Below are 21507 nucleotides of genomic sequence, written 5' to 3' on the forward strand. Positions count from 1 at the left end.
GGGCCTTCTTTCTTTACGGGAACGGGATCTCCCGGTTATCATCTGCATCCGCAGCTCTCCGCTGCTGGTCGAACACGGCCTCGATGAGGGTGTCGATGTCTTCCAGATGGCTCAGCTCGCAGCAGTACCGCCGCAGGGCCGAAGCACCTTTCAGGCCTTTCATATAGTGCATGGTCTGGGCCCGGGCCTGGGGCATGGCGACAAATTCACCTTTCTGCTCCACCATCTCTTCCACCTGGCGGCGGAGGGCGTTCATCCGGGCCTGCAGGTTGGGCTCCTTGGGGGCGGGCAGCCCCTCGATGGCCGCGTTCACCCGCTCAAACAGCCAGGGGTCGCCCAGCGCCGCCCGGGCGATCATCACACCGTCGCAGCCGGTCTCCCGCATCATGGTCAGGGCGTCTTCCGCCGTGTGGATGTCGCCGTTGCCCAGCACCGGGATCTTCACAGCCTCTTTCACCCGCCGGATGATCTCCAGGTCGATGCCGGGGGTATACATCTGCTCCCGGGTCCGGGCATGGACAGCCACCAGCACCGCCCCCGCCTGCTCGCAGGCTTTGGCGCACTCCACGGCCGTGATGTGGTCGGCATCCCAGCCCTTGCGCATCTTGACCGTGACGGGGCGGGAGGTGTTTTGCACCACCTGCTCCACGATCCTGCCGCAGACGTCCGGGTCCAGCATCAGCTTGCTGCCCGCGCCGCCGGACACGATCTTGGGGGCCGGACAGCCCATGTTGATGTCCAGGAAATCGAATTGGTACTGCTCAATGGCCGCCGCGGCCTGCCCCATGATCTCGGGCACCTCGCCAAAGATCTGCACGCCGTAGGGGCCCCGTTGGGCTCCGCCTTGAGCAGGCTGACCGTTTTGTGGTCGCCGTACACCAGTGCCCGGCTGGACACCATCTCGCTGACGGTAAAGCCCGCGCCGTGCTCTGCCATCAGGCGGCGGCAGGGGGCATCCGTGAAGCCCGCCATGGGGCCGAACACTGCCTTGTGGGGCAGCGTGATATTGCCAAGTTTCAAAGGTTCCATTGTCTTCCTCGTATTTCAAATTGATTTGCTGCAGGTTGCGCTGCATCCTATTGTATCATATTTTTTTGCCTTATGGTATACTTGCTGCAGGAGGAGCGGCGGGCCGTGCCAAAATTCCCGCCGCAAAAGAGAGCTATGGAATATCGCAACTGGAAAAACGCCCCGGTCCGCACCTCGCTGCTGGGCTATGGGTGTATGCGCTTTCCCACCACACCGGAGGGCAGGATCGACGAGCCCCGGGCCGAAGCCCTGCTCAACGCCGCCCGGGACGCGGGCGTCAACTACTTTGACACCGCCTACCCCTACCACGGCGGTGAGAGCGAGCCCTTTGTAGGCCGGGTCATTGCCAAATGGCCCCGGGAAAGTTTTTACCTGGCCACCAAACTGCCCCTGTGGCAGTGCAAGAGCCTGGACGAGGCCAAGCGCATCTTTGCCGACCAGCAAAAACGGCTGGGCGTGGACTATTTTGATTTTTACCTGATGCACTCCCTGCACAAGGCCCGCTACGACGAGGCCAAGGCCCTGGGCATCGTGGACTGGCTCTGGGAGCAGAAAGCCGTCGGCACCATCCGCAGCCTGGGCTTCTCCTGCCACGACAACTCGGCGGGGTTTGAGCACATCCTGCGGGATCAGCCCTGGGATTTCTGCCAGCTCCAGTATAATTATCTGGACACCGACGACCGCGCCGAGGAGATCTCCGGCGACCGCGGCTACCAGCTGACCGAGGAACTGGGCGTCCCCCTCATCATCATGGAGCCCATCAAGGGCGGCACCCTGGCCACCCTGCCCCCGGACGCCGAAGCCCCCCTCAAGGCCCTGCGCCCGGAGGCCAGCGCCGCTTCCTGGGCACTGCGCTGGGTGGGCAGCCACCAGAATGTCCATGTCATCCTTTCCGGCATGAGCGCCGAAGACCAGCTGGAAGATAATCTCAAAACGTTTGAGCATTTTGAGCCGCTTTCCCCCGAAGAAGCGCAGACCGTGGAAAAGACCGCTGCCATCCTGCACAGCCGGATCAAGATCGGCTGCACGGGCTGCCGCTACTGTATGCCCTGCCCCATGGGCGTGGACATCCCGGACAACTTCAGCATCTGGAACAAACTTTCCATGTTCGGCCAGAAAGACGCCATCAAAAAGCAGTGGGCGGCCCACTTCCCGGACGCCGAAAAAGCCAGCCACTGCGCGCGCTGCGGCAAGTGTGAGGGCGTCTGCCCCCAGAAACTGCCCATCCGCGCCTCGCTGGCCCAGCTGCAGCAAGAGCTGGACGCGCTCTGATTTTTGCCCCATACGAAAAGGACGCCTGACTTATGCCGTCAGGCGTCCTTTTTTGCTTGCTTCCAGTTACCACAGCCGGATGACCTTGATGACGCCCTCGGCTTTGTCGCGGGCGATCTCCAGATGCTTCTGGAGGGCATCGGCGGCGGTGTTCCAATCGCCCCGGGTGGCGGCATCCAGGATCTCCAGGTGCTCTTCACAGGTCTGCTCCCGGTTGATCATGCTCACCTTGCCGGTCATGATGCGGAAACGGGTGTTCAGGCCGGTGATCCGGTCGTAGGCGGAGCGCAGGTATTTATTGGGCAGGGTGCTCATGAGCAGTTCATGGAAATCATCGTCCGATTTGCAGAAATCGTCGATGCGGTCCGGATTATGCATCAACTCGGTAAACGCGGCCAGCTCCTCCTGCGGGATCTCGCTGCCATAAGTACGCAGGGCGTAGGGCTCCACCAGCAGACGCATCTCAAACATACTGTGCACGTCTTCTTCGGTGATACCGGACACCATCAGGCCCTTTTTGGGCAGGATGGTGATGAGGCCCTCCTGCTCCAGCCGGCCCAGTGCGTCCCGCATGGGGGTGCGGCTGATGTTGCCCATCTCGGCGCAGAGCTTCTGCTCGTTGAGAAACTCGTTGGGACGGTACTCGCAGTTCAGGATTTTGGTTTTCAGGTACTGGTACGCCTGAAGTTTCAAGCTCAGCTTTGCCTGGGATTCCATCTCTTTCATCTTCTTCTCCTATATCTCCGGGGATCTTTCAAGCAAAAATACCCCGCCCACCCACAACGTTCCAACAGGAAGCAGCGCTCTGGGTACGGCAGGTTGTATCCCTGAAACAATCCAACGAATCTGGTCTTCTTATTATCACACAAGGTATCATTTATTACAAGACTTTTCGCAAAACTTTGGTGCGTTTTCCGTTTCAACCAGATATATTGTCTCTGTTTTGAGCATTTTGACAAATGTTTTTGTGCTTGTCACCAGTTTCGCGCTCTTGTTTTGCATCCATGTGTAAATTGTGGTACACTACCCGGTAGAAAGAAGGTTTTTGCATGGCACGAAGCGACGGCTACAACACCAAAACACGCCAGCTCATCCTGGATTATCTCATCAATAACCGCCAGCACGCAGTCAGCGCGTCCAACATTCTGGCCCACCTGGAAGAGCAGGGCGCGGCCCCCAACCCCACCACGGTCTACCGCTATCTGGATAAACTGGCCGGGGAGCAGCGGGTGATGAAATACGTGGCGGACAAGGGCGAAAAAGCCGTGTTCCAGTATGTGGACGAGGGCCGCCACTGCCGGGAGCACCTGCACCTGAAATGCGTGCGGTGCGGCCGCATCTACCACCTGGACTGCCATTTCATGGATGAAGTGCGGGGCCACCTGATGGCGGAGCACGGCTTTACCCTGCAGTGCGAGGGCAGCGTTTTGTACGGTTTGTGCCGCAGCTGCGCCGCAAAGGAAGCCGAAACCGTTCACCCTGCACAAACCGAAAAAAATTGTGAATACCCGATTGACACGGCAGAAAAGCGTGATACAATTCGGTCAAGAAAAAGCGTTGACCGGGAAAAGTAAGGTCCACGCGGCCCTCTTCCAGAGAGCGCGGGCAGGTGCAAGCCGCGCAGAGAGCCGGACCTGAACGAACCCCCGTGAGCTTCCCCCTGAACCCGCCTCGGGCGCGTAGTAGGGGCAGACGTACGCCGCTCGTTATCGCGGCAGTGCTTTCAACGGGGAGAGCGCACAAAAGTGACTGGCGCCCCTGTGCGCCGGTAATTTAGGTGGCACCACGGATACGGCAGCATTCGTCCTAGCAAATGGGATGATTGCTGCCGTATTTTTTGTTTATTTTGATTTGTTTCAGAGGGGTAAGAAGTATGTGTTGTGTTATGGGTTACACGGGGCACGACCTGAGTGCCGCCAAATTCAAAGAATACCTGCTGCGCACCGTGACGCGCGGCCCGGACGATCAGCGCGTGGTGGAAGGGCCTTTCGGCTGATGGGCTTTGGCCGCCTTGCCATCATGGGCCTGACGCCGGAGGGAATGCAGCCGTTCTACCGCGGGGCCGACTGCGTGGTCTGCAACGGTGAGCTGTACGGCTTCCGGTTCGAGAAAGAGATCCTGAAGCGCCGGGGCTACAAATTCGCCTCCGACTGTGACTGCGAGATCCTGCTGCCGCTCTATTATGAGTATGGCCTCGACATGTTCCGCCACATGGACTCCGAGTTTGCTCTTATTCTGTACGATTCCCGCAAGGATCGTCTGATCGCGGCCCGCGACCCCATCGGCATCCGGCCGCTGTTCTACGGCTACTCCAAGTCCAGCCACCAGATCGCGTTCGCCTCCGAGATGCAGAACCTCATTGGCTGGTGCGACGACATCCGCCCGTTCCCCATTGGCAGCTACTACTGCGATGGCCGCTTTATCCGGTATGAGGACATCGCCGATGTGCCGGCCCCCATGGAGGACGACATGCCCACCATCCTGAAAAACATCCGCGAAAAGCTCATTGCGGGCGTGGAGAAGCGGCTGGACGCCGATGCCCCGGTGGGCTTCCTGCTCTCCGGCGGCCTCGATTCCTCGCTGGTCTGCTCCATTGCGGCCAAAAAGCTGGGCAAGCCCATCCGGACGTTTGCCATCGGCATGGACACCGACGCCATCGACCTGAAATATGCCCGCCAGACCGCAGAGTATCTGGGCAGCGAGCACCATGAGATCATCATCAACCGGGACATGGTCATCAACAGCCTGGAAGAAGTCATCCGGCTGCTGGGCACCTGGGACATCACCACCATCCGCGCCAGCATGGGCATGTACCTGCTGTGCAAGGCCATCCACGAGCAGACTGACGTCCGCGTGCTGCTGACGGGTGAAATTTCCGATGAACTGTTCGGCTACAAATACACCGATTACGCCCCCACCGCCGACGCGTTCCAGCAGGAGAGCCAGAAGCGCATCCGGGAGCTGTACATGTATGACGTCCTCCGCGCCGACCGCTGCATCTCCGCCAACAGCATCGAGGCCCGTGTGCCGTTCGGCGACCTGGACTTCGTCCGCTACGTCATGGCCATTGACCCCGAAAAGAAGCTGAACAGCTACGGCAAGGGCAAATACCTGCTCCGCAAGGCCTTTGAGGGTGACTGGCTGCCCCCGGAGATCCTGTGGCGCGAAAAGGCTGCGTTCTCCGACGCCGTGGGCCACAGCATGGTGGACGATATCAAAGAGTATGCCGAGGGCCTGTACACTGAGGAAGAATTCCAGCTCCGCCGGGCCAACTACTCCGCCCACTGTATGCCGTTCACGAAAGAGAGCCTGCTCTACCGCGAGATCTTCGAGAAATACTACTACGACCAGAGCCGTACCATCGTGGGCTTCTGGATGCCCAACAAGGCATGGCCCAACTGCAACGTCAACGACCCCTCTGCCCGCGTGCTGGCAAACTACGGCGCTTCGGGCGTGTAATCAAGGAAACGAACGGAAAGCAAAAAATCCGCCCGGCAATGCCGGACGGATTTTTTTGTTTCTTCTCAAAATCACAGCTCGATCTTCTGGGCTGCTTTGGCGATCTCGGCCAGCAGGGCCACGAGCTTGGCCTCGTCCATCCGGCCGCTGTTGTTGGTAAAGGCGTAGAAGCACCCCTGCACGCAGAACGAGAGGACGATGCCGCGGCGGGGATCCGCCGTGAACGTGGGGTCCAGCTCCGCCACCCGCTTGCGCAGGCCCTGCTCGATGCTGTTGGCAAACACGCCCTGGCGGCTGCCCGAGAAGAGGATGTTGACGGCGCGCTGGTTCTGCACAAAGGCGCGGAACAGCCCCTGGGTCAGTTCCTCGGTGTGGTCCAGCGGGCGGTTCGGCCCAAAGTCGGTCACACAGGCAAGGATGTTGCCGATGACTTTGGTCTCCAGCCCGCTGGAGAGGGCGTAGATGTCCTCATAGTGGGCATAGAATGTGGATTTGTTGATGCAGGCCAGTGCGCACAGATCCTTGATCTTGATTTTTTCCAGCGGATTTTTGGCCCGCAGCTCCATAAATGCCTTTTCAATGGCACGGTCCGTTCTGGCAACGCGGATATCCAAAATAAACCACCTCTTTCCACGTTTGGTTGATTATCCAACCCTTTTCGTCTTTCGTCGATGGACAAGGGGTTGGTCTTTTTTTAGAATAAAATTGGGGTTACTCTTTCTGGTACAGCAGCCCCTTTTCAGCCAGAGCAGCCTTGACGCGGCGGAAGCTTGCTTCGTCCGGGCAGTGGAGGGTGTGCAGGTGCACGCCGCCGGTCATCCGGCTCAGCAGGCACTCCGGCGTATCCGCCGCCTGCCGGAGGAACAGGTCCACATCGTAGCGGCTGGCAAGGTTCAGGTTGCCGCGCAGCTCGCCGTACAGCGGGTTCTCCACGGCCACATCCACCACCACGCCGCCCTGGTCCACCACGGTGTACAGCTCGGCGCGCATCTCCTCGGCCGTGCGGTGGACACAGGCCAGGATGCCCGTGTAGCCTTTGGCCGCCGGGTGGAGCTGGTAGCCCCGGGGCGTGGCGTCGATCTGGGCCCCGGCCGCCCGCAGCAGGGCCACGTCCCCCACCACGATCTGGCGGGAGACCCCCAGTTCCCCGGCCAGCAGGCTGGCGCTCATGGGCTCGCTGGCACCCGTCAGCCGTGTCAGTATCCTTTCCCTCCGCTGTGCAGCGTTCATCCCACTCTCCCCTTTCACTTCTCTCTTATCATAGCAGAAGCCGTGCCCCGGCGCAAGCTCAGTGTTTCAGCCGCAGCAGGGCCGCGTAGTTGGAGGGCACCTGGACTTTCATCCGGCCCCAGCCCACCTCGGCCAGCAGCTTCTGCCCGCCCACGGTGTCTTCCATCAGGTCCTCGTAACCGGAGGCCTCCACGGGCAGCTGGAATTCCATCTGCACCGGGGTGTCACCGTTGTTCATCACGGCCACGATGGCCTCGCCGTCTTTCACCCGGGCGTAAGCGTAGCCCTGGGTGGTCAGGCTGAGCTCTTTGAATTCCCCGCTGCTCAGTTCCGGGTATTCCGCATGGAGTTTGCCCAGCTTTGCATAGACACTGGTGACGAAATTCGTCTTCTCGGCGTCCTTGTAGTCGTCCAGATTCAGGCAGGGGCGGAGCGGCCAGTCGCTTCCCCACTCTTTTTTGCCCTCAATGCCAAATTCCGAGCCATAATAGATGGACGGAATGCCCCAGAGCGTATATACTAGAATGGCAATGTGGCGGATATGCTCTTTGTTGCGCAGCTTGTTGGGCAGGCGCTCCACATCGTGGTTATCCGAGAAGAGATAGAGCTTTGTATCATGGCACAGGCCCTGCAGGCGGCGCATGGTGTGGGCGATCTCAAAATAGTTGTGGTCGTTGTGGCCGCTCCACAGCCCCTTGTGCAGCTCGTAGTTGGTCACGGAGTGGAGCATCTCGGGGTTGGCCCAGCGGCTGTAATCGCCGTGGATGACCTCTCCCATCAGCCAGAACTCGGGCTTGACCTCGTTGGCCAGGCGGCGCAGGCCTTTCATGAAGTCAAAGTCCAGCACATCGGCCGCGTCCAGCCGGATGCCGTCGATGTCAAATTCATCCACCCAGAAGCGGATGGTGTCAAAGTGGTAATTCTGCACCTCGGGGTTGCGCTGGTTCAGCTTGACCAGCAGGTTGAAGCCGCCCCAGTTGCCGTAGGAAAAACCATCGTTGTACTCGTTGTTGCCCCAGAAATTCACATCACAGAACCAGTCTTTATACCGGGCGTTCTCCCGGTTGGCTTTCAGGTCCTGGAACGCGAAGAAATCCCGGCCCACATGGTTGAACACACCGTCCACGATGACTTTCTGGCCCCGGGCGTGGCAGCCGGCCACAAATTCCTTAAATTCCTCGTTGGTGCCAAGGCGGCGGTCCACCCGGCGGTAATCAATGGTATCGTAGCCATGGGAACCGCTCTCAAACAGCGGGCCGATATAAATGGCCGTGCAGCCGATCCGTGCCGCGTGTTCTGCCCAGGCGTTCAGCTTTTCAAAAGCGCCGGGGGTGGGCTGGCCGTCGTTTTCGTGGGCACAGCCGCAGAGCCCCAGAGGGTAAATGTGATAAAATACCGCGTTGTCATACCAAGCCATTGTCAATCAACCGCTCCTCTTATTCGTAAATCATGCTGCATACAGCAGCTTCAGTATAGCACAAAATGCTTCGTTTTCAAAATATCAAATGTAAGGAGTCTTTTGCATGATGTATCCCTCCCTCCCCCAGAGCTTTTTTGTTGGCGAATGCTTTGACGCTTACCGCATCCTCGGCGCGCACCCGGCCCAAGGCCCCCATGGGGAAGAGGGCTGGCGGTTCAACGTCTGGGCCCCCGGTGCCACCGCCGTGGAGATCTGCGGCGGCTTTGATGGCTGGGGCCCCGGCGTGCCCATGGAAAAAGCCGACACCGGCCTGTGGAGCGGCTTCATTGCGGGCCTTGCCGAGGGCGACCTCTACAAATACCGGGTCCACGGGGCGGACGGCAGCGTCGTGCTCCACTCCGACCCCTACGCCTTTTCCACCGAGCTGCGCCCCGGCACCGCCAGCCGCCTGGCAAGGCTGGACTTCCGCTTTGACGACAATGCCTGGATGGAGCGGCGGGACAAATGCCGCAACCTGCCCCTGAATATCTACGAGCTCCACGCGGGCAGCTGGAAACAGAAACCCAACGCCACAAAGCCCGATGGCTCTGACGGCTGGTACGATTACGAGGAGCTGGCCCGGGAGCTGATTCCCTGGCTGCTGGACCACCACTTCACCCATGTGGAGCTGCTGCCCCTGGCCGAGCATCCCTTTGACGGCAGCTGGGGCTACCAGACCACCGGGTATTTCTCCGTCACCAGCCGGTACGGCAGCCCGGCTCAGTTTGCCTCGTTCGTCAACGCCTGCCACCGGATGGGCATTGGCGTCATTATGGATTTTGTTCCCGTCCACTTTGCGGCCAACGCCGACGCTCTGGCCCGCTTCGACGGCACCTATCTCTACGAGTACGACAGCGACGTGGGCCACAGCGAGTGGGGCACCTGCAATTTCAACTACTACCGGGGCGAGATCCGCAGCTTTTTGAACAGCGCCGCCGCCCTCTGGATGGATGTCTACCACTGCGACGGCATCCGGATGGACGCCATCTCCCGGGCCATCTACTGGCAGGGTGACCCCAACCGGGGCGTGAACGAGGGGGCCCTCAACTTCCTGCGGGGGCTCAACCACGGCCTGAACGAGCGCTGGCCCACCGGCATCTACACCGCCGAGGACTCCACCAACTTCCTCAAAGTGACCGCCCCCACCCGGTACGACGGCATCGGCTTTGATTACAAGTGGGACATGGGCTGGATGCACGACACGCTGGATTACTTTGCCACCCCGTTCGGGGAGCGGCCGGACGCCTACCACAAGCTGACGTTCAGTATGCAGTATTTCTACAATGAGCTGTACCTGCTGGCCCTCAGCCACGACGAAGTCGTCCACGGCAAGAAGACCATCATTGATAAGCTCTGGGGCACCTACGAGGAAAAATGCGCCCAGTTGCGCACCCTGTATCTTTATATGTATACCCATCCGGGCAAAAAGCTCAACTTTATGGGCAACGAGATGGCACATTTCCGGGAGTGGGACGAAAAGCGCCCGCTGGACTGGGACCTGCTCAAGTACCCGTTCCACGACAGCTTCCAGAAATTCTTCGCCGCCGTCTCCCGCCTGTATGCCACCGAGCCCGCCCTCTACGACGGGGAGTACAACCCGGACTGCTTTGAGTGGGTGGCCTGTGAGAGCCGCGCCGAGGGCGTGTACGCCTGGCTGCGCAAGGGAGCCGGACAGAACCTGCTCTGTGTGATGAACACCCAGAACACCGCCCACAAAAAGTTCCCGCTCTACCTCAAGTTTCCCTGTGGGGCCGAAGAACTGCTGAACACCGAGGCCTCCGTCTGGGGCGGCGCGGACAAGTCCCGCACGAAAACATTCCACACCACCGACGGCGGCGTCTACGGCCGGGACTACACGCTGGCCATCGACCTGCCCGCCATGGGCAGCCGCCTGTTCCGCCTGAGCCCGGAAGCCCTCCACCCGGAGGCCGCCCAGGCCAGCGCGGCATTGGCCCTGAACCAGAAGCGGAAAGCCGCCCGAGCCGCAAAAGCCCCCGCAAGCAAATCCAAAAAGTAATATTGCATTTAAAATATCCCGTCTGCTGAAAATGCAGCGGGATATTTTGCGTCCTGGCCCGTGGGCACTCTTGTCAGCCCCCGCCCCGGTTTGTTATACTGTAAGATGAAAAAGTTTAAATTTCATCTTTCATGGCTTCCCTGATCGGAAAGACTCCCTCCGGTCGGAGGGAGATGTCGCATACGCGACAAAGGGAGGCTACTCCGCGACAGGCTCGTAAAGCGAGATGGAGCGGTGAGAGGTTTTCAATAAGGAGAGTATTACACCATGGAAAAGAAAAAGTACAATTTCCCCGAAGTCAAGCTGGGCCAGTACAAGGGTCTGGCCGTCACCCGCCATGTCCGGCCGGTGACGGAAAAGACACTGGACATCGAGATGGTGCACCAGACCCGGATGCACGCCACCTACCGCCCCACTCAGGAGCCCGCCAAGCGCGGCTGCCGCGTCCTGCTGGATTTTGCGGGCTACATGGACGGCAAGGAGATTCCCGACAGCCGGATGGAAAAAGTGATGGTGGTGCTGGGTGACGGCAAGCTGATGCCCGCCGCCGAGCAGGCCATCTACGGCCACCGCGCCGGGGAGACGTTCCGCTTCGATTTTACTTACCCCGCTGAGTTCCGGGTGCCGGAGCTCTCCGGCAAGACCGCCCAGTTTGAGATCAACCTCCGCTCGGTGACCGAGAAGCACACCCCGGAGCTGACGGAGGAGTTTGCCAAGTCCATCGGTTATGACTCTCTCGCCGCCATGCGGGAGTCGATCCGGGCCCAGAAGCAGAAGATCCATGAAGAGGGTGCCGACCGCGCCGCCGGCCAGCGCCTGCTGGAAATGGCCGGGGCCAACATCGAGGTCCACATTGCGCCCGAAACGCTGGACCGCACTGCTGACAACGAGATGAAGCTGCTGGGCGAGCGGCTCTCCCGCAGCGGCCTGACCGTGGAACAGCACTGCAAGAACAGCCACACCACCCCGGAGGCCCTGCGCCAGCGCTACCGCGACGAGGCCGAGAGCCGGGTCCGGGTGATGCTGGCCGCCCGCGCCATTGCCGAGGCCGAGCAGATCGTCGTCCACCCGGAGGAGGTCAACGCCGAGTACCGCCGTCTGGCCGCCCTGCAGGAGACCCCCGAGGCCGAGATCCGCAAGGTGCTGACCGAGGACGCCGTGGCCGCCGCCCTGGCCGCCAAAAAAGTGCAGCGTTTTCTGTTGGATCACGCCGAAGTCACCTCTGTGACCGACAGCGCCGAAAAGGAGTGAGCCGCGCATGAGCATCTTTACCCGGTACGCCATGGATGCGCTGATGAAGACCTCGCATCCGGAGATCAACCGCCGTCAGTGCTGGAACCTGCACCCCCACCGCACGCCCTGCACCACCTGTAAGGACATCTGCCCCTACGGCGACCAGATCTTCACCCGCCCAAACCTTGTCAAAGACTGGGATCCCTGCACCGACTGCGGGCTCTGTGTTTCGGCCTGCCGCAGCGGCTGCATCGCCCCCTCGCCGGAGCAGGTGCAGCGGGACACCACCCCGGCAGACAACGATAACGATACCATCTGGATCGGGTGCGAGAAGAGCACCCGCAAAAATACCATCACCCGGCTCTGCATCTCGGCTCTCTCCTGGGAGGCGCTGGCCTACCTGGCCCTGAGCAAGAAGATCGTGCTGGATCTGACCCCCTGCGGCGAGTGCGAGAACGACCTGTGCGCCGAGCAGCTGCGCAAGGAGCTCACCCGGCTGGTGGAATTCTTTGGCCCTACCGTGTTCGAGGCCCGGTTCACCCTGGCCTATGAGCTGGAGGACGCCCCTTATCACGTCAAAGAGCTGTCCCGCCGGGAGATGATGGAACAGCTGACCGAGGGCTCCAAATCCGGCACCAAAAAGCTGCTGCAAAAGCTGCCCGGCCTGCGGGACGAGGAGGACGCCGGCATGGACTTCCGCCTGCTGCTCCACCAGCGCGCCAAACAGCTCAAGGCCGCCATGGAAACACCCCTGCGCTACGGCTACTACCTGCCCAATGTGACAGACAAGTGCTTTGGCTGCGGCAAGTGCGAAAAATCCTGCCGGGCCAACGCCCTCAAGGTGGAAGACCTGCCCGACGGCCAGACCCGCATCGTGGTCACCCCCTGGAAATGCGGGGAGTGCGGCATCTGCGTGGCGTCCTGCTCCAACCACGGCATCGACGGGATGAAGCTCCGCCAGCTGACCACGCTGGGCCCCGTGAGCATTTACAAGTGCACCAAGACCCTCTGCGCCGACTGCGGCAAGCCCATTGCACCGGACTCCGTGGATGGCATCTGCTCGGTCTGCCGGATCAAGCGCCGCACCAAAAAGCGGCAGGAGGAGGCCGCCGCCCGCGCCAAGGAGCGCGCGGCAGAGCGGGAGGCCAAGCGCGCTGCCGAGGAAGCAGCCAAAACCGCCGCGGAGGAGTCCGCCAAAGCAGCGGCTCAGGAGCTGGCCGCTGAAAATGCCGCCGCTTCCGCCGAAACCGCGGTTCCTGCTGCCCCGGCAGCGGCCCCGGAGGCCGCCGCCCCCACCGCCAGCATCTGATCGCCGGCATGCAAAACGGGCCGCAATGCGGCAAAAAACAATTGACGCCGGAGCCAATCAATGCTATACTTTGGCTAACCACCTGTGTGGCCGGAGGACTGTTACAAAGGAGTAACGGATGTATTTCCGTTGCTCTTTTTTCATAGGCTGCCCGCGGGGCAGTTGGCGGCACCTCCCCCGCTGCTGGGAAACAGCGGGCAAAACAACACGAACGCAAAATGCAAAACCGAAGAAAAGAGGGAATCATCATGACTCATTCGATCACCCGTCGTCAGTTCCTCAAGGCCAGCGGTCTGGCAGCCGTCGGCACCTGTGCAGCTGGTCTGCTGAGCAGCTGCGGCGGCAGTTCTTCCGCTGGCAGCTCCGCGGCTTCCGGTACGGCTTCTGCAGGCGGCAGCAGCTATACCATCCTGTACGACAGCCAGCCTTCCACTCTGAACTACCTGACCACCGCTTCCGACCTGGAGATGCAGGTGGGTGCCAACTGCGTGGACACCCTGGTGGAGTACGACAACAAGGGTGTGATGAAAGAGGGCCTGGCCACCAACTGGGACTGGGATGTGGACACCCTGACCTGGACGTTCCACCTGCGTGACGAGAACTGGGTGGACTGCAACGGCGAAGTCGTTGCTCCCGTGACCGCGCAGGACTTTGTGGACGCCCTGAAGTACGTCCTGACCCCGGACTACGCTTCCTCCAACGTGGACCTCGTCACCTCCTACATTGCAGGCGCTGACGATTACTACAACTACTACGTCTACCTGGCCAACGCCAACGGCGGCATCGTGGACGATGACGGCACCACCTACACCGTGGATGCTTCCGGCGTGGTCACCGTGGCAGGCCCGGACGGCACCACCACCTACGCTCCCGTTGATTTTGAGGACGTGGGCGTCCACGCTGTGGATGAGCACACCCTGACCTACACCCTGACCTACGATTTCCCTGGCTTCCTGAGCCTGCTGTGCTACCTGCCCTATGAGCCCGCTTACGGCCCCCTGCTGGAAGAGGTCGGTGACCAGTTCGCCACCAGTGCAGAGACCACCTACAGCTGCGGCGCTTACTACCTGGCTGAGTACGAGTCTCTGGAGACCTGGATCATGAAGAAGAATCCGGAGAACTACGACGCCGACAACGTCTTCATCGAGACGATCAGCCGCATCTACAACGCTGAGGCCAGCGTCAACGGCCCCGAGATGATCAAGCGCGGCGAGATCGACGAGGCTACCATCGGCTCCGACATCCTGGACAGCTGGCTGGCCGACGATACCACCAAGGACATGGTCTCCATGGATCGTCCCAACACCAACTACACCTACTTCTACATGTTCAACTTCTGCCCGCTGCCCCACAATTTCTCCAACGCCACCGTGGACGGCCTGGATGCAGAGTACGAACCCGAGAACTGGGCCAAGGCGATCAACAGCACCAACTTCCGCAAAGCATTCCTGTACGGCATCAACAACGCCGTCACGCTGGCTGTCAAGGCTCCCGAGGCTACGAGAACTATAAGCTGAACACCGTTACTCCGCCCAGCTTCTGCGCCAACAGCGAGGGCGTGGATTACCTGCAGTGCGGCGACCTGGCCAACATCACCGAGTTCTTTGACGAGGCCAAGGCCAAGGAGTACCGCGATGCCGCCGTGGAGGAGCTGACCGCGGCCGGTGCGACGTTCCCCATCAAGGTGCAGCTGCCCTACAACCCCTCCTCTGTGGACTGGGACAAGCAGTGCCAGGTGCTCAAGCAGCAGCTGGAGAGCGTGCTGAACGACGGCTTCAACTTCATCGACATCATCATCACCGCCGGCCCGTCCGACGGCTTCCTGTCCACCGTCCGCCGCAACGGCAAGTTCTGCTTCCTGCTGTGCAACTGGGGTGCCGACTACTCTGACCCCCAGACCGAGTCCGACCCGTTCTATCAGCCGAGGGCGACCGCGGCAGCCGCTACGCATTCCTGCGCACCGGCGTGGAGGATGGCTACATTACCGGCGAGACTGCTGATGCCGTGCTGAACTACATGAACGCCATTGAGGAGGCCACCGCCATCACCGAGGACATCGACGCCCGCTATGACGCCTTTGCCAACGCCGAGGCTTCCCTCATCAACAACGCTCTGGTCGTTCCCATGGGCATGAGCGTGCCCAATTATCTGGCTACCCGCCTGAACTACTGGGAGGGCCAGTACGCTTCCACCGGCTTCTCCAACAAGCGCCTCAAGGGCATCCATGTGCTGGATCACTACGTTTCCATGGCCGAGTACGAGGCCAACCGCGACGCCCGCTGAATTTTACATGAAGCAAATTTCATTTTGAACTGACCATCTTGTAATATTTTCAAAAGCCCTGTATGGTTTTGGCCGTACAGGGTCTTTTTTATCGCCCTTTCTGATTAATTTTTCAACAAAAATGGGCAAATCACTTTCCAAAAGTAGTTTTTTGTTGTATTCTATTCCTATCCGTTATTACAAAACAAAGAGAGAGGGGTGCGCGCAGATATGCTCAAATATCTGGCGAAACGTGTCGGGCGCTCGATTTTGACACTGTTCATCATCGTCACGCTCGTGTTCTGTCTTCTGCGGCTGATGCCGGTGGAGGGCTATTTTGCGAACTATGAAAAAATGACCGAGGTACAGATCCAGGCCGGCCTGCAGTCCATGGGCCTGCTGGACCCGCTCCCGGTGCAGATCGTCCGTTTCTGGAAAGATGCCCTGCATGGCGACCTGGGCGTGAGCCATATTTATAAGGTCAACGCTTCCGTCACCGGCATCCTGGCCAAGAAGCTGCCCATCTCGGTGCAGATGGGTGTATACGCCATGCTGCTGAGCCTTGTCATCGGCATCCCCATGGGCATGTTCATGGGGCGTTTTAAATCCCGCTGGCCGGATAAGATCGGCACCGCCATCATCGTGCTCATCCAGGCAGTGCCCAGCGCCGTGTACTACCTGTACATCCAGATGTATGGCACCACGGCACTGGGCGTGGGCCTGCTGTTTGACGCCTCCAACTGGAAATACTGGGTGCTGCCGGTCTGTTCCATGAGCCTGGGCAACATTGCGTTCTACGCCATGTGGCTCCGCCGCTACATGGTGGACGAGAGCAACAAGGACTACGTCCGCCTGGCACGCGCCAAGGGCGTGAGCGAGAATAAGATCGCGCTGAAGCATATCTTCCGCAACGCCATGGTCCCGCTGGTGCAGTACATTCCCTCCGCGTTCCTGAACACCGTCGTCGGCTCCATCTACATCGAGAGCCTGTACAGCATTCCCGGCATGGGCGGCCTGCTGGTCACCTGTGTGCAGCGCCATGACAACACCATGGTGCAGGGCATCGTGCTGCTGTACGCCTGTGTGGGCATCATCGGCCTGATCCTGGGCGACCTGCTCATGGTGCTCATTGATCCCCGCATCAGCCTTGGCAAGAAAGAAGGTGGCCGATAATGCTGTTCCGCATCAAAGACGAAAAAGCAAAGAAGCTGGAAGCCCAGCTGAACAAACTGCAGAAAGACGGTCCCGCTGCCTGGGCCAAGCTGCCGGAAGACGAGCTGTTCACCCCCGCCGGGTTCCGTTCCGAGCAGGCCGAAGCCACGGGCTACTCCAACTACAGCTACTGGGGCAGCACGTTCCGCGCGTTCTTTAAGAACAAGCTGGCCGTGGTCCTGCTGGTGGCCCTCATCGCCGTAGTGGCGTTTGCCTTCTTCCAGCCCCACCTGCCCGGCCAGGTAGACCCCAACCTCTGCGAGGTGGATCCTGCCACCGGCGTGCAGTACCGCAACATTGCCCCCGGTGAGATGGGCTTTATCTGGGGCTCCAACGCCATCGGCCAGGATCTGTGGGCCCGCATCTGGGCCGGTGCCCGCACCAGTCTGATCATCGCGTTCTTCGTGGCCCTCATCGAGGCCGTGGTAGGCATCACCGCCGGTGTGCTGTGGGGCTATGTCCGCCAGCTGGATTTCTTCTTTACCGAGCTGTACAACATCTGCGATAACGTTCCCTCCACCATCATCCTGATCCTGATCTCCTATGTGGCTTCCCCCAGCATCAAAACGCTGATCCTGGGCATGTCCATCACGGGCTGGATCGAGATGGCGCGCTTTATCCGTAACCAGATCCTCATCATCCGCGACCGGGATTACAATGTGGCCTCCCGCTGCATCGGCACCCCCACCAGCCGGATCGTGCTGCGCAACCTGCTGCCCTATCTGGTCAGCGTCATCATGCTGCGGATGGCTTTGACCATCCCCGCCGCCATCGGCAGTGAGGTGTTCATCACCTACATCGGCCTGGGCCTCTCGGTGGAGACGCCCTCCCTGGGCAACCTCATCAACGATGGCCGCAAGGTGATGATGCAGGCAGGCCTGCGCTACCAGCTGCTCTACCCCACCATCATCCTCAGCTTTGTCACCATCGCGTTCTATCTGATCGGCAACGCCTTCTCGGACGCTGCCGACCCGAAGAACCATCTGCAATAAAAAGGAGGGACAGACGATGCAAAAAAATCAGCTGATCCTCTCGGTCAAAGATCTCAACATCAAATTCAACCTCCGTGGAAAAGTCCTCCATGCCATCCGCGGCATCGACCTGGACGTCTACCACGGCGAAGTCCTCGCCATCGTGGGCGAGTCCGGCTCCGGCAAGAGCGTGTTCACCAAATCGTTCATGGGCCTGCTGGACGCCAACGGCTCCATTTCCAGCGGCACCATTGATTACTACGGTGCCGACGACGGCAAGCCCATCCGCCTCTCCGAGCTGACCAAAGAAAAAGACTGGCTCAAGGTCCGCGGCCACGAGATCGCCATGATCATGCAGGACCCCATGACCAGCCTCAACCCCCTGAAGACCATCGGCGACCAGATCATGGAGGCCGTGGAGCTGCATCAGGGCCTCAAGGGCAAGGCCGCCAAAGAGAAAACGTTGGAATACCTGCGGGATGTGGGCATCACCGACGCCGAGAAGCGTTTTGACCAGTACCCGCATGAGTTCTCCGGCGGTATGCGCCAGCGCGTGGTCATTGCCATTGCGGTAGCCTGCAACCCGCAGATCCTGATCTGCGACGAGCCCACCACGGCACTGGACGTGACCATCCAGGCACAGATCCTGGAGCTGCTGAAAGAGATGCGGGTAAAGTACAACCTGACCATCATCCTCATCACCCACGACCTGGGCGTTGTGGCCAATATCGCGGACCGGGTGGCCGTCATGTATGCCGGCGACATCGTGGAGATCGGCACCTCGGACGAAATTTACTACGACCCCCGCCACCCCTACACCTGGGCCCTGCTGTCCAGTATGCCCCAGATGGGCATCAAGGGCGAAGACTTGTTCAACATTCAGGGCACGCCCCCCAACCTGTTTACCGAAATTCACGGCGACGCTTTCGCGCCCCGCAACCCGCAGGCGCTCAAGATCGACTTCGTCAAGCGTCCGCCGTATTTCAATGTCAGCCTCACCCACAAGGCCAAGACCTGGCTGCTGGACCCCCGGGCCCCCAAGATTGACCCGCCGGCGGCTGTGCAGATGCTGAAAGAGGAGGGCATGTGATATGGCAGAAGAACAAAAGCGCGAAGTTCTGGTGGAGGTCAAGAACCTTGAGGTGACTTATGGCTCCGGCCGCAAGGCTTACAAGGCCGTGAGCAACGCCAACTTCATCATTTATAAAGGCGAGACCTTTGGCCTGGTGGGCGAGTCCGGTTCCGGCAAGACGACCATTGGCCGCGCCATCATGCGCATCCTGCCCACCTCGGGCGGCGAGATCCTCTACAAGGGCCAGAAGATCAACGGCAAGATCTCCCACGCGCTGGACAAACAGATCATCAAGGAGATTCAGATGATCTTCCAGGATCCCCAGTCCTCCCTGAACGAGCGCGCAAAGGTCAGCTACATCGTGGGCGAGGGCCTGATGAACGTCCGGCCCGACCTCTCCGCTGCCGAGCGGGAAGCCAAAGTGCGTCAGGCCCTGCTGGACGTGGGCCTGCTGCCGGAGTTTGCCTCCCGTTTCCCCCATGAGTTCTCGGGCGGCCAGCGCCAGCGCATCGGCATTGCCCGCGCCCTCATCGTGGAGCCGGAGTTCATCATTGCCGATGAGCCCATCTCCGCGCTGGACATGTCCATCCGCGCTCAGGTGCTCAACCTGCTGCGCCATATCCAGAAAGAGCGGAACATCACCTACCTCTTCATCGCTCACGACCTGTCCGTGATGCGGTACATCTCGGACCGCATCGCCGTCATCCACAAGGGCGACATCGTGGAGCTGGCCGATGCTGAGGAGCTGGTGACCCACGCCATCCACCCCTACACCCGCAGCCTGCTCTCAGCCATCCCCATGCCCAGCCCCCGCCGGGAGCGGAACAAGCATCTGCTGGTGTACGACCCCTCCATGCACGATTACAGCAAGGAAGCGCCTCAGTGGCGGGAGCTGCGCCCCAACCACTTTGTGCTCTGCAGCGAAGCCGAAGCTAAGCAGTGGCTGAGTGAAATGTAAACGTCCCGCGCTTTCTTTGCTACATTTCACACGCTCTGTTTATTGACTTTTCCGGGCTGCTCAACTACAATAGTCAGGATGGATTCCCATCCCGTTCTGCTGCCCTGGTGTGAGGGCGAGAAAAGATAAAAGGAAATGGATGATTCAATGACTACACCGGAAAATGTTCTCTACGCGTCTACGGCGCGTCCCTGGCTGAAATATTACGCACAGAAGTATATTGACCAGACCCTGCCCACCTGCTCGGCATTTGATTACGTCTGCCAGCAGAACAAGAACCGCCTGGGCGAGGCGGCCCTGAATTATTACGGCCGCAAGTTCACCTATGCGGACTTCATCGTCAATGTGAAAAAGACGGCAGCCGCGCTCCGCGGTGTCGGCGTCAAAAAGGGCGATATCATCACAGTGGTCAGCGTGATGACCCCGGAGGTCATCTACGCGTTCTACGCTGCCGACCTCATTGGTGCCACCCTGAACCTGGTGGATCCCCGCTACAGCGTCGAGGGCATCCGCGATTACATTGAGGAAGTGGACTCCCACCTGCTCATCTGCCTGAACGTGGTGTACGAGCGCTGCCGTCAGGCCGCCAAGCGCACCCATGTGGAGCGTGTGATCGTCCTCTCCCCGGCCGACTCCCTGCCGTTCCCGCTCAGCGTCGGCTACAAGATGACCAGCCCCGATAAGAACAAGTACAAATCCAACGTTCTGCACTGGAAGCAGTTCCTGGAGGGCGGCGAGGGCCAGAGCACCGCCGCGGAGCCTTACTCCCCGGACCACGCCTGCGTGGTGGTCCACACCGGCGGCACCACGGGCTCGCCCAAGGGCGTCATGCTGACAGACAACAGCTTCAACGCCATTGCACAGCAGTTCTCTGCCTATGACACCCTGTTCCAGAAAGGGCAGAAGCTGATGAACATTATGCCCCCGTTCATCGCCTACGGCTATGCCTGCGGCGTGCACCTGCCGCTGGTGCTGGGCCTGACGGTGATCATCATCCCCAACCTGGACCCTGCCAAGCTGGGCAGCCTGGTGCTCAAGTACAAGCCCGAGATCATGTTCGGTGTGCCCGCCCACTACCAGCAGCTGGCCGCCGACCCGAAAGTTCAGAAAAAAGACCTCTCGTTCATTCACAACTACGCGGCTGGCGGCGACGCCATTTCGCTGGGCGCGGAGAAGACGGTCAACGAATTCCTGGCCTCCCACAACGTGGAGTACCCCATGGCCAAGGGCTATGGCATGACGGAAGTTGCCTCGGCCGCCACTGTGGCCGCCGGTAAGAACAACAAGCCCGGCAGTGTGGGCATTCCCATGGTCAACACCCTCGTCTCGGCGTTTGAGCCAGGCACGGACAAAGAGCTGCCCATTGGTCAGCGCGGCGAGCTGTGCATCAGCGGCCCCGCCACCATGAAAGGCTACTACAACAAACCCGACGAAACGGCCATGATCCTGCACAAGCACCCGGATGGCCGCGTCTGGGTCCACACCGGCGATATCGGCTATATCGACGAGGACGGCTTCGTCTACCTGGATTCCCGCATCAAGCGGCTCATCATCCGGCACGACGGCTTCAAAGTCTTCCCCTCCATGATCGAAAACGTGGTCAGCCAGCACCCCGCCGTGCACCAGTGCTCCGTTGTGGGCTGTGCCGATCAGGACCATGTGCAGGGCCGCCTGCCATTCGTGTACATCGTGCTCACCCCCGCCGCTGCTGGTGTCAAGAAAAAACAGCTGATCAAAGAGCTGCGCCAGATGTGCGAGGAGGAGCTGCCCGAATACGTCCAGCCTGTGGCCTACAAGTTTGTGCCGGAGCTCCCCATGACCCCGGTGGGCAAGGTAGACTATCGCAAGCTGGAAGAGGAGATCACTCCCCGCGATTACTGAGATTTTTGATGGGAAAGAAGGAACCACACCGTGAAAAAGAAATTTGTCAGCCTGCTGCTGGCAGCCGCTCTGGTGTTCTCGCTGGGCGTCCCCGCCTTTGCTGAGACTGCTGGGCGTCCCCGCCTTTGCTGAGACTGCCAAGG

At 60.2% G+C, this 21507-nt stretch carries 19 protein-coding genes, 1 pseudogene and 1 other annotated feature; of the genes and pseudogenes, 14 read left to right on the forward strand and 6 right to left on the reverse strand.

Annotated features, from left to right (window positions below; all coding sequences use genetic code 11):
* Positions 1-13 precede the first annotated feature (13 nt).
* Both DXA70_RS10205 and DXA70_RS14565 read right to left on the reverse strand, forming a co-directional pair.
* On the reverse strand, positions 14-787 hold the full coding sequence (locus DXA70_RS10205; RefSeq protein ID WP_243001306.1) for a tRNA-dihydrouridine synthase: 774 nt from the start codon (positions 785-787) through the stop codon (positions 14-16).
* Positions 679-1029: a tRNA-dihydrouridine synthase gene (locus DXA70_RS14565; RefSeq protein ID WP_243001300.1), complete on the reverse strand. Its 351-nt coding sequence runs from the start codon at positions 1027-1029 to the stop codon at positions 679-681. The genes DXA70_RS10205 and DXA70_RS14565 overlap by 109 nt, the downstream gene beginning before the upstream one ends.
* Before the next feature lie 135 nt (positions 1030-1164).
* On the opposite strand from DXA70_RS14565, the gene DXA70_RS10210 reads away from it, so the two are divergent.
* Positions 1165-2301 carry an aldo/keto reductase gene (locus tag DXA70_RS10210; protein WP_128118419.1) on the forward strand — a complete coding sequence of 379 codons (1137 nt, stop codon included), beginning with the start codon at positions 1165-1167 and terminating at the stop codon, positions 2299-2301.
* Between the two features lie 66 nt (positions 2302-2367).
* Here DXA70_RS10210 and DXA70_RS10215 read toward each other — a convergent pair whose 3' ends face one another.
* A complete protein-coding gene (locus DXA70_RS10215; protein WP_128118409.1) occupies positions 2368-3027 on the reverse strand; it encodes a GntR family transcriptional regulator in 660 nt (219 codons plus the stop codon).
* A 323-nt stretch (positions 3028-3350) separates the two neighbouring features.
* Between DXA70_RS10215 and DXA70_RS10220 the strand changes: the two genes are divergently transcribed.
* The gene (locus DXA70_RS10220; RefSeq protein ID WP_128118410.1) at positions 3351-3875 is read left to right on the forward strand and encodes a transcriptional repressor; all 525 of its coding nucleotides are present in this window, start codon (positions 3351-3353) and stop codon (positions 3873-3875) included.
* Positions 3850-4113 (forward strand) — a binding site (T-box leader). It overlaps the preceding gene by 26 nt.
* A gap of 73 nt (positions 4114-4186) precedes the next feature.
* Positions 4187-5760 (forward strand): annotated as a pseudogene (gene asnB, locus DXA70_RS10225) (asparagine synthase B).
* 71 nt (positions 5761-5831) lie between these two features.
* On the opposite strand, the gene DXA70_RS10230 reads toward asnB, so the two are convergent.
* From DXA70_RS10230 to DXA70_RS10240, 3 genes are all read right to left on the reverse strand, one after another.
* A complete protein-coding gene (locus DXA70_RS10230; protein WP_022256683.1) occupies positions 5832-6374 on the reverse strand; it encodes a TetR/AcrR family transcriptional regulator in 543 nt (180 codons plus the stop codon).
* A 97-nt stretch (positions 6375-6471) separates the two neighbouring features.
* A complete protein-coding gene (locus DXA70_RS10235) occupies positions 6472-6990 on the reverse strand; it encodes a transcription repressor NadR (protein ID WP_022256684.1) in 519 nt (172 codons plus the stop codon).
* A 58-nt stretch (positions 6991-7048) separates the two neighbouring features.
* Complete coding sequence (locus tag DXA70_RS10240) at positions 7049-8407, reverse strand: alpha-amylase family glycosyl hydrolase (protein WP_199522879.1); 1359 nt, start codon at positions 8405-8407, stop codon at positions 7049-7051.
* 106 nt (positions 8408-8513) lie between these two features.
* On the opposite strand from DXA70_RS10240, the gene glgB reads away from it, so the two are divergent.
* The 11 genes from glgB (at position 8514) to DXA70_RS10285 (ending at position 21364) form a co-directional block, all read left to right on the forward strand.
* Positions 8514-10466, forward strand: a complete 1953-nt coding sequence (gene glgB, locus DXA70_RS10245) for a 1,4-alpha-glucan branching protein GlgB (protein WP_128118412.1) — start codon at positions 8514-8516, stop codon at positions 10464-10466.
* A 267-nt stretch (positions 10467-10733) separates the two neighbouring features.
* A complete protein-coding gene (tig, locus tag DXA70_RS10250) occupies positions 10734-11717 on the forward strand; it encodes a trigger factor (RefSeq protein WP_128118413.1) in 984 nt (327 codons plus the stop codon).
* A 7-nt stretch (positions 11718-11724) separates the two neighbouring features.
* Positions 11725-13008 carry a 4Fe-4S dicluster domain-containing protein gene (locus DXA70_RS10255; RefSeq protein ID WP_128118414.1) on the forward strand — a complete coding sequence of 428 codons (1284 nt, stop codon included), beginning with the start codon at positions 11725-11727 and terminating at the stop codon, positions 13006-13008.
* A 248-nt stretch (positions 13009-13256) separates the two neighbouring features.
* Positions 13257-14525 carry an ABC transporter substrate-binding protein gene (locus tag DXA70_RS14570; protein WP_243001301.1) on the forward strand — a complete coding sequence of 423 codons (1269 nt, stop codon included), beginning with the start codon at positions 13257-13259 and terminating at the stop codon, positions 14523-14525.
* A 41-nt stretch (positions 14526-14566) separates the two neighbouring features.
* Positions 14567-15019, forward strand: coding sequence for an ABC transporter substrate-binding protein (locus DXA70_RS14575; RefSeq protein WP_243001302.1), 453 nt, complete (start codon positions 14567-14569; stop codon positions 15017-15019).
* The gene (locus tag DXA70_RS14580; protein ID WP_243001303.1) at positions 14974-15291 is read left to right on the forward strand and encodes a hypothetical protein; all 318 of its coding nucleotides are present in this window, start codon (positions 14974-14976) and stop codon (positions 15289-15291) included. Before DXA70_RS14575 ends, DXA70_RS14580 begins: the two co-directional genes overlap by 46 nt.
* Positions 15292-15501: 210 nt before the next feature.
* On the forward strand, positions 15502-16443 hold the full coding sequence (locus DXA70_RS10265; RefSeq protein ID WP_128118415.1) for an ABC transporter permease: 942 nt from the start codon (positions 15502-15504) through the stop codon (positions 16441-16443).
* On the forward strand, positions 16443-17474 hold the full coding sequence (locus tag DXA70_RS10270; protein WP_112148620.1) for an ABC transporter permease: 1032 nt from the start codon (positions 16443-16445) through the stop codon (positions 17472-17474). The genes DXA70_RS10265 and DXA70_RS10270 overlap by 1 nt, the downstream gene beginning before the upstream one ends.
* 16 nt (positions 17475-17490) lie before the next feature.
* Complete coding sequence (locus tag DXA70_RS10275) at positions 17491-18543, forward strand: ABC transporter ATP-binding protein (RefSeq protein WP_022256692.1); 1053 nt, start codon at positions 17491-17493, stop codon at positions 18541-18543.
* Position 18544: 1 nt separating this feature from the next.
* Positions 18545-19483 (forward strand): ATP-binding cassette domain-containing protein, encoded by a 939-nt coding sequence (locus DXA70_RS10280; protein ID WP_128118416.1) that lies wholly within the window; start codon positions 18545-18547, stop codon positions 19481-19483.
* 147 nt (positions 19484-19630) lie between these two features.
* On the forward strand, positions 19631-21364 hold the full coding sequence (locus tag DXA70_RS10285; RefSeq protein WP_128118417.1) for a class I adenylate-forming enzyme family protein: 1734 nt from the start codon (positions 19631-19633) through the stop codon (positions 21362-21364).
* The last annotated feature ends 143 nt before the right edge of the window (positions 21365-21507 follow it).

Source organism: Faecalibacterium sp. OF04-11AC (genome assembly GCF_003460645.1).
GTDB lineage: Bacteria > Bacillota > Clostridia > Oscillospirales > Ruminococcaceae > Faecalibacterium > Faecalibacterium prausnitzii_I.

What these genes read in the sequence shown, in the direction of transcription:
- DXA70_RS10210 (WP_128118419.1), top strand. Translation starts at nt 1,165, where the DNA reads ATGGAATATCGCAACTGGAAAAACGCCCCGGTCCGCACCTCGCTGCTG.
- DXA70_RS10280 (WP_128118416.1), top strand. Translation starts at nt 18,545, where the DNA reads ATGGCAGAAGAACAAAAGCGCGAAGTTCTGGTGGAGGTCAAGAACCTT.
- DXA70_RS10215 (WP_128118409.1), bottom strand. Translation starts at nt 3,027, where the DNA reads ATGAAAGAGATGGAATCCCAGGCAAAGCTGAGCTTGAAACTTCAGGCG.
- DXA70_RS10270 (WP_112148620.1), top strand. Translation starts at nt 16,443, where the DNA reads ATGCTGTTCCGCATCAAAGACGAAAAAGCAAAGAAGCTGGAAGCCCAG.
- tig (WP_128118413.1), top strand. Translation starts at nt 10,734, where the DNA reads ATGGAAAAGAAAAAGTACAATTTCCCCGAAGTCAAGCTGGGCCAGTAC.
- DXA70_RS10240 (WP_199522879.1), bottom strand. Translation starts at nt 8,407, where the DNA reads ATGGCTTGGTATGACAACGCGGTATTTTATCACATTTACCCTCTGGGG.
- DXA70_RS14570 (WP_243001301.1), top strand. Translation starts at nt 13,257, where the DNA reads ATGACTCATTCGATCACCCGTCGTCAGTTCCTCAAGGCCAGCGGTCTG.
- DXA70_RS14565 (WP_243001300.1), bottom strand. Translation starts at nt 1,029, where the DNA reads ATGGAACCTTTGAAACTTGGCAATATCACGCTGCCCCACAAGGCAGTG.
- DXA70_RS10255 (WP_128118414.1), top strand. Translation starts at nt 11,725, where the DNA reads ATGAGCATCTTTACCCGGTACGCCATGGATGCGCTGATGAAGACCTCG.
- DXA70_RS10220 (WP_128118410.1), top strand. Translation starts at nt 3,351, where the DNA reads ATGGCACGAAGCGACGGCTACAACACCAAAACACGCCAGCTCATCCTG.
- DXA70_RS10285 (WP_128118417.1), top strand. Translation starts at nt 19,631, where the DNA reads ATGACTACACCGGAAAATGTTCTCTACGCGTCTACGGCGCGTCCCTGG.
- glgB (WP_128118412.1), top strand. Translation starts at nt 8,514, where the DNA reads ATGATGTATCCCTCCCTCCCCCAGAGCTTTTTTGTTGGCGAATGCTTT.
- DXA70_RS10205 (WP_243001306.1), bottom strand. Translation starts at nt 787, where the DNA reads ATGGGGCAGGCCGCGGCGGCCATTGAGCAGTACCAATTCGATTTCCTG.
- DXA70_RS10235 (WP_022256684.1), bottom strand. Translation starts at nt 6,990, where the DNA reads ATGAACGCTGCACAGCGGAGGGAAAGGATACTGACACGGCTGACGGGT.
- DXA70_RS10265 (WP_128118415.1), top strand. Translation starts at nt 15,502, where the DNA reads ATGCTCAAATATCTGGCGAAACGTGTCGGGCGCTCGATTTTGACACTG.
- DXA70_RS10275 (WP_022256692.1), top strand. Translation starts at nt 17,491, where the DNA reads ATGCAAAAAAATCAGCTGATCCTCTCGGTCAAAGATCTCAACATCAAA.